Annotated in this window: 12 protein-coding genes; 5 read left to right on the forward strand and 7 right to left on the reverse strand. The window is 35.4% G+C overall.

Translation table 11 applies throughout. The annotated features are described in order from the left end of the window. Positions 1-297 precede the first annotated feature (297 nt). Entirely contained in the window at positions 298-3,225 is a 2,928-nt protein-coding gene (gene polA, locus ACFIQE_RS00510) for a DNA polymerase I (RefSeq protein ID WP_375707185.1), read from the forward strand. 5 nt (positions 3,226-3,230) lie between these two features. Here polA and ACFIQE_RS00515 read toward each other — a convergent pair whose 3' ends face one another. The 7 genes from ACFIQE_RS00515 to ihfB form a co-directional block, all read right to left on the reverse strand. Then, positions 3,231-4,094, reverse strand: a complete 864-nt coding sequence (locus tag ACFIQE_RS00515; protein ID WP_375620887.1) for an endonuclease/exonuclease/phosphatase family protein — start codon at positions 4,092-4,094, stop codon at positions 3,231-3,233. Between the two features lie 112 nt (positions 4,095-4,206). Continuing rightward, positions 4,207-4,980: a Bax inhibitor-1/YccA family protein gene (locus ACFIQE_RS00520; protein ID WP_375611347.1), complete on the reverse strand. Its 774-nt coding sequence runs from the start codon at positions 4,978-4,980 to the stop codon at positions 4,207-4,209. 1,121 nt (positions 4,981-6,101) lie between these two features. Then, a complete protein-coding gene (lspA, locus tag ACFIQE_RS00525) occupies positions 6,102-6,605 on the reverse strand; it encodes a signal peptidase II (protein WP_375611348.1) in 504 nt (167 codons plus the stop codon). Continuing rightward, positions 6,595-7,449 carry a TrmH family RNA methyltransferase gene (locus ACFIQE_RS00530; RefSeq protein ID WP_375639815.1) on the reverse strand — a complete coding sequence of 285 codons (855 nt, stop codon included), beginning with the start codon at positions 7,447-7,449 and terminating at the stop codon, positions 6,595-6,597. Before ACFIQE_RS00530 ends, lspA begins: the two co-directional genes overlap by 11 nt. A gap of 2 nt (positions 7,450-7,451) precedes the next feature. Then, on the reverse strand, positions 7,452-8,384 hold the full coding sequence (locus ACFIQE_RS00535) for a class I SAM-dependent methyltransferase (RefSeq protein ID WP_375620886.1): 933 nt from the start codon (positions 8,382-8,384) through the stop codon (positions 7,452-7,454). 171 nt (positions 8,385-8,555) lie between these two features. Further along, positions 8,556-8,852, reverse strand: a complete 297-nt coding sequence (locus tag ACFIQE_RS00540) for a lipopolysaccharide assembly protein LapA domain-containing protein (RefSeq protein WP_273790185.1) — start codon at positions 8,850-8,852, stop codon at positions 8,556-8,558. A 7-nt stretch (positions 8,853-8,859) separates the two neighbouring features. Then, entirely contained in the window at positions 8,860-9,138 is a 279-nt protein-coding gene (gene ihfB / locus ACFIQE_RS00545; protein WP_273790186.1) for an integration host factor subunit beta, read from the reverse strand. Positions 9,139-9,321: 183 nt separating this feature from the next. Between ihfB and lptC the strand changes: the two genes are divergently transcribed. The 4 genes from lptC (at position 9,322) to ptsN (ending at position 12,820) form a co-directional block, all read left to right on the forward strand. Continuing rightward, positions 9,322-9,966 (forward strand): LPS export ABC transporter periplasmic protein LptC, encoded by a 645-nt coding sequence (gene lptC, locus ACFIQE_RS00550; RefSeq protein ID WP_375611351.1) that lies wholly within the window; start codon positions 9,322-9,324, stop codon positions 9,964-9,966. A 76-nt stretch (positions 9,967-10,042) separates the two neighbouring features. Then, positions 10,043-10,642, forward strand: a complete 600-nt coding sequence (locus ACFIQE_RS00555) for an LptA/OstA family protein (protein ID WP_375612778.1) — start codon at positions 10,043-10,045, stop codon at positions 10,640-10,642. Between the two features lie 6 nt (positions 10,643-10,648). After that, a complete protein-coding gene (lptB, locus tag ACFIQE_RS00560) occupies positions 10,649-11,443 on the forward strand; it encodes an LPS export ABC transporter ATP-binding protein (RefSeq protein ID WP_012754448.1) in 795 nt (264 codons plus the stop codon). Positions 11,444-12,355: 912 nt separating this feature from the next. Next, complete coding sequence (ptsN, locus tag ACFIQE_RS00565) at positions 12,356-12,820, forward strand: PTS IIA-like nitrogen regulatory protein PtsN (protein WP_375611353.1); 465 nt, start codon at positions 12,356-12,358, stop codon at positions 12,818-12,820. Positions 12,821-14,496: the final 1,676 nt, after the last annotated feature.

Consider the following 14,496-nt stretch of genomic DNA (forward strand, 5'->3'; position numbering starts at 1 on the left):
TCATCTTTTATCTAAAAGAGTCACGATTGAAATTAAAGAATATCGATGTCAAAAAAAACGGTCGTTGTGGGGAGGGGAACACCACAACGACCCTGTCGCTACATCGTACCTCAGCTATCATAGGAGGAGCAAAATGAAAGCTATTAATCCTGTAACAGCAAAGAAAAGCTCTAGGTACTTAATATAAAGTGCAACGACTTCACGTCTTATGAAGAGAAAAAATGGCTTTTTAGAGGCAAAGTGAAAAAATATATAAGGGTAATTTGTTTTTTTAGCTGAAATGGAGAAAAAATTGTCATGAAAGCAACAGATCATCTTTTTTTGGTTGACGGATCAGGCTATATTTTTCGTGCTTATTATGCTTTGCCGCCTTTAAAACGTAAAAAGGATGGACTTCCTGTAGGAGCAGTAGCTGGTTTTTGCAATATGTTATGGAAATTACTTTGTGATGCTCGTAATACAGCTACGGGTGTTGTTCCAACACATTTTGCTGTTATTTTTGATTATTCATCTGATACTTTTCGGAAACAAATTTATCCTGAATATAAAGCGAATCGCGTTGAACCTCCTGAAGATCTAATTCCTCAATTCGCGCTAATACGCCAAGCAACGAAGGCTTTTAATTTGCCTTGTATTGAAAAGGAAGGCTTTGAAGCGGATGATTTAATTGCTACCTATGCAAAGTTGGCAACAAAGGTTGGGGCAAAAACAACCATTATTTCTTCCGATAAGGATCTTATGCAACTCGTAAATACGCATGTATCTTTGTATGATGGAATGAAAGATAAGCATATAGGTATCTCAGAAGTTATAGAAAAATGGGGTGTTGCGCCTGAAAAAATGATTGATTTACAAGCATTAATTGGAGATTCAACGGATAATGTACCGGGTATTCCAGGCATTGGTCCAAAAACTGCAGCTCAGTTGTTAAATGAATTTGGTTCTCTTGATCTTTTATTGCAAAACGTAACAGAAATTAAACAAACAAAACGACGTGAAAACATTCAAGCTTATAGAGAACAAGTTAAAATATCTCGTGAACTTGTCAGGCTTAAAACAGATGTTCCTATAGATAATGATTTAGATGATTTTATTTTGGAGCCACAAGATGGTCCACGTTTAATTGCTTTTTTGAAAGCAATGGAGTTTTCAACATTAACGCGTCGCGTGGCAGAGGCAACAACATGCGATGCAGCTGTTATTGACGCACTTGATATAGATGTTGAATGGGAAAAACTAAGCCCCAAGAATGATTCTGATATCAGGCATGATTCTGATATCAAGAATACTGAGCGCGCATCCCTTCATAATTTTTCTGAAAATTCTCCACAAGTTTTTGCACAAGAACGTAAAGATCAAGCGCTGACTCAAAAAATTACAAGAGATGCTTATACAACAATTCTTGATGAGGAAATTTTAAAAGACTGGTTATCACAAGCACAAGAGCAGGGTTTTTTCGCTTTTGATACTAAAACAACATCTCTTGATCCGATGCAAGCAAAGCTTGTTGGTTTTTCACTCGCATTACAGCCGGAAAAAGCAGCTTATATACCTCTTGAACATTTTGATGAAGGAGAAGAGGACCTTTTGAGGGGCGGGCGCATTGCTTCACAGATTGGGGCTCGAAAAGCTTTAGCACTTTTAAAACCGATATTAGAAGATTCGGCGGTGTTAAAAATTGGTCATAATATAAAATATGATTGGTTGGTGATGAAGCAATACGACATTATGATAAGCTCTTTTGACGACACCATGCTTTTATCATATGCTTTTGATGCTGGAATGTTAACCCATAATATGGATGATTTGTCTGAACGTTGGCTTAAGCATAAACCAATTGCCTATAAAGATTTAACGCATAACGGGAAAAAAATTACTTCTTTTGCACAAGTAGATTTAAAACAAGCAACCCTTTATGCGGCGGAAGATGCTGATATAAAGCTACGTCTTTGGCAAGTATTGAAACCACAACTTGTTGCTCGTGGAATGACAAAAATTTATGAGCGTCTTGATCGACCTCTTGTAGAAGTTCTTGCAAGAATGGAAGAACGGGGGATTCTTATTGATAGGCAGATTTTATTGCGTCTTTCAGGAGAGTTGGCACAAGCTGCTTTGATTCTAGAAGAGGAAATTTACAAACAAGCTGATGAAAAGTTTAATCTTGCTTCGCCAAAGCAATTAGGGGATATCCTTTTTGGCAAAATGGGATTGCCTGGAGGCGCTAAAACAAAGGGTGGACAATGGTCAACTTCTGCACAGACCTTAGAAGAGTTGGCTGCTGAAGGTCATATTTTACCGCGTAAAATTATTGAGTGGCGTCAACTTTCAAAGCTAAAATCTACCTATACAGATGCCTTGCCTTCTTATATTTTTTCAAAAACAGGGCGAGTTCACACGAATTATTCTTTGGCAATAACATCAACAGGTCGGTTATCATCATCAGAGCCAAATTTGCAAAATATTCCAGTGCGAACTGCTGAAGGACGTAAAATTCGAACAGCTTTTATTGCTCCCAAAGGACATGTGTTACTTTCTGCTGATTATAGTCAGATTGAGTTGCGCATTCTTGCACATATTGCGGATATAAAAGCATTAAAAGAAGCTTTTGCTAAAGGGCATGATATTCACGCTATAACGGCATCACAAATGTTTGGTGTTGCGATAGAAGGAATGCATTCAGATATACGACGGCGTGCAAAAGCGATTAATTTTGGTATTATTTATGGTATTTCAGCTTTTGGATTAGCCAATCAGTTGGGAATTTCACGCCAAGAAGCGGGTCGTTATATTCAACTGTATTTTGAAAGATTTCCAGGAATTAAAGATTATATGGAGAAGACCAAAATCTTTGCACGTGAAAATGGTTATGTAGAAACAATTTTTGGACGTCGTATCCATTATCCAGAAATAAAAGCAAAGAATGTAAAAATTCGTTCTCTTAATGAGCGGGCAGCTATCAATGCTCCAATTCAAGGTTCTGCAGCCGATATTATTCGCCGCGCTATGATACATATGGAAGATGCTTTAAAAGCAGAAAAACTATCAGCAAAAATGTTGCTGCAAGTTCATGATGAACTGATTTTTGAAGTACCAGAAGAAGAAAGTAAAAAAACCATGACTGTTGTTAAAAATGTTATGGAAAATGCTACAATACCGGTTCTATCTTTATCTGTCCCGCTTGAAGTAAAAGTTATGACGGCTCAAAATTGGGATGAGGCACATTAATTTTTTTATTTATTTTTAAGAATATTGATTGCGTTGGAAAGATTAAGATAGGCTTTGATAGGCAAATGATCTGAAGCAATGCGTGCAAGTGGTGAATAATGATTTTCAATACTTGTTACCAATTGGTGGGGAAAAGAAAAAACTCTATCAAGGGCTAACAAAGGAAAACGAGAGGGAAAGCTTGGTACAACTTCAAAAGTGCTATCAAAATAGGGAAAAAAATGATTTAAAGATGAGCCTTTTCCCATTCGCCATTCATTAAAATCTCCTATGAGGAGTGTAGGCATAAGGGGGCGTTTTTGGAAAATTTCAAGGAGCATTTTTGTTTGTTGTTTACGAGAGTAACGTAATAAGCCAAAATGAGCCGCAATAATACGAATAGGTCCTGCTGCCATTTCCAACTCTACAATTACAGCCCCACGTGGTTCAATACTAGGAAGAGTGACTTGTAAAGTATCACGTACATATCCCTTTCGCAAAAAAAGAGCATTCCCATGCCAACCATGGCCATGAGGTGACATAGTATTAAGAGGTACAGGAATCAAACCGGTTTCAGCTTTTAATAGCTGAAGATTAATCAAACCGATGCGTTCCCCAAAACGTTTATCTGCTTCTTGAAGAGCAAGGATATCAACTTGTAATTCAGTAATAACACGGACAATTCTTGTAGGATTAAAAACTTTATCAACACCTACACATTTATGCACATTATAGGAAGCAACGGTCAGATCATAATTACTATTTTGATTGACAATGTTTGATTGATGATGAGAGCGGCTATGAATTGTATTTAAAAAGGAGCTATGGAGTTTTTGTTGGATAAAACCGGTAAACCAAGGGAATTTTTGCTTATAAGGGATTTTTGTCATTTTGCGAAAAGAATAGTTTCTAAGAAGCAGAAGGTAAAGATTTACACTAAAAACAAAAGAACCTTGTTTCTAAAAGAAACAAGGTTCTTTAATTAAGTAATGATTTTTGCAATCAATCACGGTTTGAGCCAAGAAACTGTAGCAAGAAGACAAACATATTGATGAAATCAAGATAAAGATTCAGCGCGCCCATAATAACTTTACGTCCTCTGGTATCGCTTTCATCTCCTTCATAATACATCAACTTAATGCTCTGGGTATCGTAGGCTGTTAAACCAGCAAAGATAAAAACACCAATCACAGAGATAGCAAACTGCAAAGCGCTTGATCCAAGAAAAATGTTCACAATCATGGAAAGCAACAAGCCGATCAATCCAATGAATAAGAATGAACCGATTGCTGTGAGATCACGCTTTGTTGTGTATCCATAAAGTGAAAGAGCTCCAAAAGTTGCGGCGGAAATGACAAAGGTTTGCACAACACTTTCTGTCGTATAGCGCAAAACGATTGAAGACAGTGAAAGACCAACCAGAGCAGCATAACCAAAAAAGAGACTACGAGCAGCATTTGTGCTCAATGTATTAATTTTAAAACTGAGAAATAAGACTGCTATGAGTGGTGCAAACATAACAATATAAGAGAATGGCGATGTATAAAATGTTACTCCAAATGGTGTTAGATAAACACTGCTATTGATTTGAGCTGCTGCTTGGCTCATATCTGTTGTCGTTGCTAATGATACAATTGCATAAGCGGCAGCAGCTGTAATAAGCAAACCAATGGCCATTGCATTGTAGACACCCAACATATAGTCGCGTAATCCCTGATCAATTGATGCATCGGCATGAGAAGCAGGTGCCGAACGTAAATCTTTAAAATTAGCCATAATATAAAATCCTTTAGCATATGTTCTGTCAGGTATAGGGCTTTAAAGGTGTCTCTGTCATTACACAGATAAGCTTGGTATAAGCCTTAATTGGGCAAATACAAAAACCCTTAAGAATCACTGACAGAATTCCAGCATATATGCTCTTATTATGGAGATTTATTTAAAAATTACAAGAGATTTATATGAAGAAGGAACCTTACAAATTGGTAAGGAAATAGTTCATTTTAATAAAAAATATTTCCATTTTTTGCCATATTTTTGCAAGATAAAAAGACTATACTTAAAAACTTTTCTATTTTCACAGAAACTATGTAATACAATCCCTTATAAAATATTCGCTATTTTTGCGTTTATGAGAAGAGCGGCAAGTATCATCACACTATTTCAACCTCCAATATTGCATCTGTTTTGCACGGTTATAAGAGCTATTGAATTGGATTTTTTATAATATATTGATGTATAATGATAAATTGTCTTTTTGAATGCTAAATGATACTCCGAATATCGCAAGATTCTCTGGTTGAAAATCTGTTCATATTAAATCAATCAAGATTATTGACTTGCTTGTGTCTTGCAAGAGACATGGTTTTAATGGATTCAACATGAACAGATTCCAAATAAAAGAGATTTAGAATAGTAAGGGCTTTTATTCAATATGAAAAACGGTAATTTATATTTATAATCAATATGTTGCTTTAACAAGACACCATTGAAAATAGTTGAAAAAATGTTTTTTATTAAACAATATATAAAATAAAAAAGGAGAGTTTTTAAACGAAGCACTTAAGAAAGGCTCTGTAAAATCGATATCTGTAAAAACTAAAAAACATACGAAAAGCAATTGTTCTAATCAAATAAACAGAACTTCGAATGCTGTGAAATGTCTCCTCAAAAATTGTGATGTAGGACACATGGATAAAAAATATTGATTCTATTTGAGTTCATTTCTTTTGCACTAACTAAGTGTAGAAATGTAAAGTTGAAAAGAAAGTAAGATCTTATAGTCCCATGAAGAGAAACACGTGAAATGACGAGCAACAAGAATTGATTAAGAGAAATCAATGCGTAATCAGACTTGTGATGGTCAATAATCTCTGTTTTCTAAGGCACTGAACATATCAGTGAGAAGATGTACTATTGGAATGACGCCTTGCTTTCATCCAAGTACGCAATTCTTCAATAAGGATGGCAATAACACCGAGAGTGATAAAACTATCTGCAAGGTTGAAAATAGCAAAATAAAAAATATCATCAATATGAAAAAGTATATAATCAGTGACATGATGAAAGCGAATACGATCAATGAGATTGCCGATGGCTCCCCCAATAATAAGAATAAGGCCAAAGCGCATTAAAGACTTATTATATTCAGTATTTTTCCATAACCATAGAAGAAAGATAATCACAATGATCGTGATGGCGATGATTCCCCACTGAGAAAAGGAAGAAAAAAACGAAAATGCAATGCCAGAATTGCGCACATGATAAAGGGAAAGAAAAGGAATAAGCGAAATTTCTGTTCCTAAAGGCATATTGTGCATAACCCAGTATTTGACAGCTTGATCAAGTACTACTGTAAAAGCCAAGCCCAAGAGAAGAAAAGGGAGTGATTTACGAATCATGTTTTTCCTCACATGGTTCCAGTATTAAATAGGGGCGACGGATTTCATAAAGCATAACAGCTGTTGCTACAGCTAGATTAAGCGAGTCTGCTCGTCCGCTTTGTGGAATACGCGTAAGTTTATCACACCGATTCGTAAGAAGATCTGATAATCCCTGTTTTTCATTCCCCATTAAAAGAATAATAGGGCCATTTTTGAAGTCAAGTGTGCGATAATCCATAGAACCTTTGAGGTGTGTTCCAACAATCATACCTTTAAAGTGAGAAGACCAGTTTAAAAAGCCGTTTTCATCAAAACGATAAAGTGGTACAGAAAAAATAGATCCCATGGTTGCACGGACTGTTTCAGGCGAGAAAGGGTCTGTTGTCTCGCCAATTAAAATAACACCTTTAGCACCTACAGCATCAGCGGTTCGAATAATGGTACCAAGGTTTCCAGGATCACGTACACGATCAAGCGCGATGTAAACATCTTTAATCTGCCCTTTTATCATTTCAAAAGAGTGCCATTTTTGCTTGAAAATACCAATAACTGTTTGTGGATTATCGCGTCGGGTAAGTGATTCCATAACCTTTTGTGAGGCTTTAATAACAAAACCACCGTTGGCTACAGCACGTGCGGCAGTATTTTCGATAGTAGCATTACCGATTTCACTTTTAGAAAAAATAAGCGTTTGTATTGTCCAGCCAAGATTGAGAGCATCAATGACCAATTTCAATCCTTCTGCCATGAAAAGACCTTCTCTATTACGGTTTTTCTTTTGGCTAAGTGCTTTAAGATTTTTTATGATGGGGTTGCTAAGAGAGGTAATTTCTTTCACTCTACCAGTTTTGGGTCTACACATATTCAAGCAATCCAACGGCTAAAAAGAGAAGTAGAAAGAGCACGTCCTGCAACTTCTTCACGCAAAATAAGTTCTCCTGATTCGACCGTACCACCAAGATTTACAAATGCATCACGCATTAAAGCATGAAGTGCAAAGAAGGAAGCACGAATAGAATAAGCTGTAAGGACAACAGAGAGCGGTTTATCAGAGAGAAGTTTACGACAATTTGTGATCATGGCGGGTAAATGATCAAACAGTTGCCAAATTTCACCATGGGGTCCACGCCCATAAGCAGGGGGATCAAGAAGAATCATATCATAGCTTTTCTTACGACGCAGTTCACGCTCGACAAATTTCATAGCATCATCGCAAATCCAGCGAATAGAATGATCTGGTAATCCTGCTCTTTCTTGATTAGCTTTTGCCCACGCAATGGCTTTTTTAGAAGCATCAACATGGGTAACATTCGCACCCGCTCGTGCTCCAATCAAAGAGGCAATACCTGTATAGCCAAAAAGATTCAACAATTTTATAGGGCGTTCGGCTTTAACAATTTGTTCTTCCATAGAGCGCCAATGGGCATCTTGTTCAGGAAAAACCCCCACATGACGAAAGGAAGTAAAACGGCCTAGAAAAGACAATCCATTCCAAGCAAGAGCCCATGTTTCATCAAGTGGCTTTTTAGGAAAATGCCAACGCCCAACCCCTTCTTCATCAAGGTTTCCTGTGAAAATAGCATCAACATCAGCCCATTGTTTTTGTGGTAAAGCCGGTTTCCATAGTGCTTGACCTTCTGGTCGAATAATGCGGTAAGCTCCATAACGTTCTAATTTTTGTCCATGACCAGAATCAATGAGAGCATAGTTTTCGCTTATACCCGTTTCTAAAATAAGGGGCAGCTTTTCCTGCGGATATCTATTGTTATGGGAGAATTGAAAGCATTGTGCGGGCATGTTTTGTATCACGGTATATGAGGTATAAAAATATATTATAAAGCTCTTAAATGTTTCGTAAAAGTGCAAAAAAGCTAAAGTCAATTAAAACATGTATAAAAAAGAAAAAGAGCACTTTTAACTCTGTACTGAATATAGAATACAGAGAGAAAAGATTTCATTTAAATACCATTACACCAGATTTGTGATAGATGTTTTCAATTTTTCAATCTCGGCTTTACTTTTTTTGAGAGCTTTTTTGTATTTGTGATAGGAAAACCAACTGATCAGATTTCCTAATAAAATACCAAAACCAAAGAAAATAAAGAGCCATATAAAGAGGGGAGCATGATAAGTAAAACTTTCAGGATTTGCTCGAAAAGGATCAAGGGTTAACGGAACCATTTGACGATTAGCCACGATAAAAACAATCAAAACCGCTGCGAGAATCACACCGATACTTGTTAGAAGAATACGTTTAATTATCATAAGTTTCTCACTGATTAAGACGGTCGCGTAAATCCTTGCCAGTTTTAAAAAAAGGAATCCACTTTTCTTCAACAGAAACGGCTTCACCTGTTCGTGGGTTACGTCCATTACGGGCTGAACGGCTTTTTACAGAAAAAGCTCCAAATCCACGAAGTTCAACGCGATTGCCATTTGCAAGTGCTGTTGCAATTTCCTCAAAAATAGCGTTTACAATATTCTCCACATCCCGTTGAAAAAGATGCGGGTTATGACGAGCGATAATTTGTACAAGCTCTGATTTTACCACAATAGCCTCACTTTCACACAAAAAAATTTTGTAATTGTGCACTCCATACATATTACAATATATAAACAGATAAAAGCAAAATAAAATCAAGAAAAAACAAATTGCAAGAAACAAAATTTGAAAATACCTTCTATAAAGGGTATACAGATTAAAAATGCGGAGGATTTAAGAGATCAGGAGAGTATGTCCGTACACAATCATTATAAAGCCTTTTCAACGCAATCATCTTTTGGAGATGTTTTAAAAAAAGCATCCCGTCATTCGCGTCGCATTAGCATATTAAAAATTTTTTTACCTCTCTTAGCGTTGATTTCAGCGCTGGTTTTTTGCTGGTTTACGTTTTTCTTGGTTCCCGTTACTTCTGATTCTATGCCTTTGAATAATGGAGAAAGTGGCGTGATGAATTTGACGATGCTCAATCCAAAATTAGAAGGGTATACGCGTGCTCATGAACCTTATTGGCTTAAAGCAGAAAAGGCATTTCAAGATCATACCCACGCTGGAATGATTGGGTTGCAAAACATTACAGCTAGAGCATTTATGGGCCAACAACGACAGGTTTTTCTCGTCGCACAAGGGGGGGTTTACGATAACATTAATGGTTTTTTACAGTTGGATAAGCCATTCACGATTACGACGAATGATGGGATGATGGTACAATTTATGTCAGCTAGTATTAACTTATCCGAGGGACAGTTAAAAACAGATCAACGTGTTAATATTCAGCAAGCCGGTTTGAATCTTGCCGCAAACGCCTTACAAATTCGAGAAAAAGGAAAAAACATATATTTCCATGGTGGTGTGCATTTAGTGCTTCAAAAGCAATAACGCAATATCAATACAAATCTTTAAAGGATATTTATAAAGAGAAGTATGTGTATATACAAACAGAAGAATTGAAATAATGAAATCGTACAAAAGATGGATAGGTGTGATGTTAGCTTTTAGCATGGGAATGTTAGGAGAAGGAGCAGTTTTAGGATATGCTGAAGTGGCTCATTTTGGAATAAGTCTATCAAGCGACAAAGAACCGGTAGAACTTCATGCAGATTCTTTGGAAATACGTGATAAAGAAGGGATAGCGCTTTTTAAGGGTGATGTTTCAGTGGTACAAGGTGAACGTCTTTTAAAAACGGCAGAATTAGTTGTTTACTACGATAAAGCATATAAAGAAATTGATAAAAACAAGGAAGATACAAAGGCATCATCTGTTTCTTTATTTGGTTCGTCGAGTATACAAAAAATGGAAGCTTTAGGAAAAGTTTATATAAAAATTGCTACGCAAGTTGCTACGGGTGATAAAGGTGTTTTTGATGGAAAGTCAAAAATGATGAGTTTGACAGGGAATCATGTTGTGTTAACTGATGGTGACAATGTGGCAACGGGGTGCAAACTAACGGCAAATATGGAAAGCGGAAAGGCTTTTTTAGAAGGTTGTGAGACGCCTAAGAAAAAAGGTCGTGTTTCTATTATTTTAAAACAAAATCAAAAGAATGGCCATTAAGATTTCATGTTTGGAATCAAAAGAAAAAAACAGACCGATAGGTATAATCTTGAAAGTGAAGCTTCAAAAAATCCCTTAAAAGGGACCTTGATTGCCAGTAATTTGATTAAAGTTTATCGAGGAAGACGAACTGTTAATGGTGTTTCTTTTGGCATTCGTACAGGAGAAGCCGTTGGCATTTTAGGGCCCAATGGGGCAGGTAAAACAACTTGTTTTTATATGGTGACAGGGCTTATAAAATCTGATGGAGGATCCATTAAAATTGATGGATTTGATATTACGCATCTTCCGATGTATCGACGTGCGCGTTTAGGTATTGGATATCTTCCACAGGAAGCGTCTATTTTTCGTGGTCTTTCAGTAGAAAATAACATTAAAGCTGTTTTAGAGGTCGTTGAAAAAGATCGCCTTAAACAACGTGAAGAGTTAGATAGCCTTTTACATGAATTTAAAATTGATCATTTACGTAAAATGTCTGCACTTTCGTTATCTGGAGGTGAACGTCGGAGACTTGAAATTGCGCGCGCTTTAGCTTCTCGTCCCCATTTTATGTTACTTGATGAACCATTTGCAGGAATTGATCCTATCGCTATTTTCGATATTCAACAACTTATTCGTCATTTAACGAGGCGTGGCATTGGTGTTTTAATAACGGATCATAATGTGCGTGAGACATTAGGGCTTGTCGATCGCGCTTATATTATTCATACAGGGCGGGTGTTAGTGCACGGTTGTCCTAACGATATTATCAACAACGTTGATGTACGCAGAATTTATTTGGGAAATCAGTTTTCTCTTTGATTTTACAGCTTTCACGAGTTTCCATTTAAGTTTAACCAAACATTATTACTGAAAATTTCCTTATTTATGCCAAAACTTCTTTTATGACTATAACCTTAATGTTGTTATTGAGTGGTGAAAAAGGCTTCATCATTAGAGGTTAGTTTGTTGTTTTATAAGTTTAGCTTACTCATAATTGTATCATAGAAAAGATATCACTAGATTAACGTGATAATGAGTGATAAACGAAGCTCTCAATAAATGCGTGTGTTATTGAAAGGTAAGAGATATTTATCATATTTTTCTTTGTCGAATCAAAAAATATATCGATGATGCTGTTTTAGGTATTTTGATGGGAGCACCGGTTTATATATTGCGGTTATTCAATAGGAGTTGTCGTATTTTATTGGTTTATATCGCCTATTTGAAAATAGGAGCTTGGCTACAGATATCAGGCTAAATCTATAAATCTTTTAAAATAATCATTAAATTTCTAAAAATCTTTATATTCTTGTTATAAGTCGATGTTCAAGCTATACAGTAATTTTCAAAGTAAAGGTCCATTTTGCTCAGTATGCTTTTCATCTTAATTTAAGGGCTCATTTTTAAAGAAAGAAAAACTTTGATGGCGGATTATACATCAAACTCTTATGACAAGTTTAATAAATTTATGAATAATGGCCTTTTCTAGAGTCGTAAGGAAATTAACTTTATGAACAACTTCATTTCTTTGGTTTCTCATGCCGTTAATGATGATCCGAATACTATTTATTATTGTTTTAGAAGTGATATGAGATGTATTGAGCCATCACCTATTATAAATTGAAAAGTAAAAACACATGCGATGTTGCTAAAAGTGAAAGAACATTAAGTATCTATGGCGTTTATAGGTTTATTGATGAGCATTTTAGCGTGTAAGAGGAAAATTAAAGTATGAATTTGAGTGAGTTAATAGCACCGGAAGCGATCATTCCGGCTCTTAAGGCTAATTCGAAAAAACAGGTTCTGCAAATTTTAGCCGAAAAAGCTTCTAAGCTAACAGGTCTTAGTGAGCATGTGATTTTTGATGTTGTTTTACAACGCGAGAAGCTTGGTTCAACGGGTTTGGGTGGAGGTATTGCGATTCCTCATGGAAAATTACCTGATATTAATCGGATCATTGGTATATTTGCACGTCTTGAAAGTCCTGTTGATTTTGAAGCTCTTGACGATGAACCTATAGATCTCGTTTTTCTCCTTTTAGCACCTGAAAATGCTGGTGCAGATCACTTAAAAGCTTTATCACAGATCGCACGTGTTTTGCGTCACACTGATGTTGTACAAAAGTTGCGCAGTACGCATAATGCCAATGCGCTTTATGCTTTATTGATTCAAACTTCAGAATCAAATGCAGCTTAAAAGTTATTATGAGCGTATAAATTGCGAGGTATGCACTACAGAGCGTAGGAAATAATATAATTTGCATCTTAAGACTAATAACAAAAGGTTATGTCATGAGATTTAAGAAAATTACTTCTAATTGAACCTTCTTTTTAAAGAGCAACCAACAAAAACGAAGGGCTTTTCCTTTCTTGTTCTCGTAATATTAAAGCATCTAATTATTATGTTCGTGGATTCTTTTATCCTGTTATACTGTAAAAACACTATCATTTGAGATATGGTGAGATAAATTCTGTAAGTCTTCTTAATATATTAAGTGCTTTTAGAGTGTGTGGTAAATATTTTTAAACAGGACTTGTCTGTAGAGCCTTTAGTTAAGTGAATCACATGAGTGGGAAGAAAAGAGGAGATCGCTCGACAAGAATCCAAACTTTTTCAGTCCAGATTGGATTAAGAATCTTCGTCCTTTGAAAGCGGGAAAGAAATCAACAGAAAAGTTTATTTGTGCATTGAATTTTTTTGTAAGTTGAGTTTGAGTGTTTAGGGATAATATTTTAATGCTCAAGAAGAAATAAGAGATATATTGTATCTTCAGTATAGCAAGATATTGATTTTAAATATAATTCACTATTTCGCATGTTAGATGAGAGATCCGAATATTGTAAAATTCTCTCATTCCAAACTTGCTTATGTTGAATCAATCAAAACCATTTCCTTGCACGTTGTAAACGAAATTAGCGTGTGGATAAAAACTGTACAAGAAAGGGGTAAAAATGCTTCCTATGAATCGTCTCAAGTATCGAGAGTTGTAGCAAAACATTGGGAGCTGGAAAATAGTGTTATGGTGCCAGCTTTCTTCTTCACAAGTGGAGAGATCAACTATTTTATAGATATGATTTAGATGTCTGCTGTTGTATAGAGCTCATGCTAAAGAACAATTTTGTACGGTAAGAATGAAAATTATACCTTTAGGTTAGGTGAAAGAGTTTTTATGCATAGGAAGATTTATTTAAGTGTCTTTAATTGATTAAAATATTGTTTAAAAAACGGTAATGTTAGAACTGCTATAGAAAAAAGTTTTATATTTCTTTTTATAAATTACTTAGAAATAAGATAAGAAGACTTTCCCAAAGAATTCTTAAGAAGTTTTTTATAACAGAAAGAAAAATATCGTCTAATACATTAAAATAATACGATTAAGCTATTATAAGCTACTAAAATCATTTTAGAAATTAATAATTGGAGATGAAATATATAGGGAAATAAGATAAAAAGAAACAAAATTGTATGTGATTATTGAGATAGAATCTAAACTCTTTATGTTTTATTATTAATATCTTGATAATATTTTATTATTTTTACAAGGTCTTTTGAAGATTGAGAAAAAGTGTTATCGGGACGATATTGAATACGAAATATGAATGCACTATAATGAATAAAAGATGGAGTATTTTGCGAACATAAATGTATTGAATGCATAAAGTCGAGAAGTGATATTCGTAAGGCGATTAAGCTTTTTTGCGGGGAGTCTGGGGTGTATTTTCAAAATTTTGCATCAGATTGCTTGTGATATAAAGAGTATGGTTTATTTCTTAACAGAGTGATGGTATATTTTCATCTCGTTTTGAAGTTCTATAGCTTAAAGAAATCGTTTTTTATACAAAAATGAAATAAGTAGCGTAAAATGAAGATAT

Source organism: Bartonella sp. AA1HLJMS (assembly GCF_042197445.1).
GTDB lineage: Bacteria > Pseudomonadota > Alphaproteobacteria > Rhizobiales > Rhizobiaceae > Bartonella.

Coding starts and splice junctions, on each gene's coding strand:
- polA (WP_375707185.1), top strand. CDS start 298: ATGAAAGCAACAGATCATCTTTTTTTGGTTGACGGATCAGGCTATATT.
- ACFIQE_RS00515 (WP_375620887.1), bottom strand. CDS start 4,094: ATGACAAAAATCCCTTATAAGCAAAAATTCCCTTGGTTTACCGGTTTT.
- ACFIQE_RS00520 (WP_375611347.1), bottom strand. CDS start 4,980: ATGGCTAATTTTAAAGATTTACGTTCGGCACCTGCTTCTCATGCCGAT.
- lspA (WP_375611348.1), bottom strand. CDS start 6,605: ATGATTCGTAAATCACTCCCTTTTCTTCTCTTGGGCTTGGCTTTTACA.
- ACFIQE_RS00530 (WP_375639815.1), bottom strand. CDS start 7,449: ATGTGTAGACCCAAAACTGGTAGAGTGAAAGAAATTACCTCTCTTAGC.
- ACFIQE_RS00535 (WP_375620886.1), bottom strand. CDS start 8,384: ATGCCCGCACAATGCTTTCAATTCTCCCATAACAATAGATATCCGCAG.
- ACFIQE_RS00540 (WP_273790185.1), bottom strand. CDS start 8,852: ATGATAATTAAACGTATTCTTCTAACAAGTATCGGTGTGATTCTCGCA.
- lptC (WP_375611351.1), top strand. CDS start 9,322: ATGTCCGTACACAATCATTATAAAGCCTTTTCAACGCAATCATCTTTT.
- ACFIQE_RS00555 (WP_375612778.1), top strand. CDS start 10,043: ATGAAATCGTACAAAAGATGGATAGGTGTGATGTTAGCTTTTAGCATG.
- lptB (WP_012754448.1), top strand. CDS start 10,649: ATGTTTGGAATCAAAAGAAAAAAACAGACCGATAGGTATAATCTTGAA.
- ptsN (WP_375611353.1), top strand. CDS start 12,356: ATGAATTTGAGTGAGTTAATAGCACCGGAAGCGATCATTCCGGCTCTT.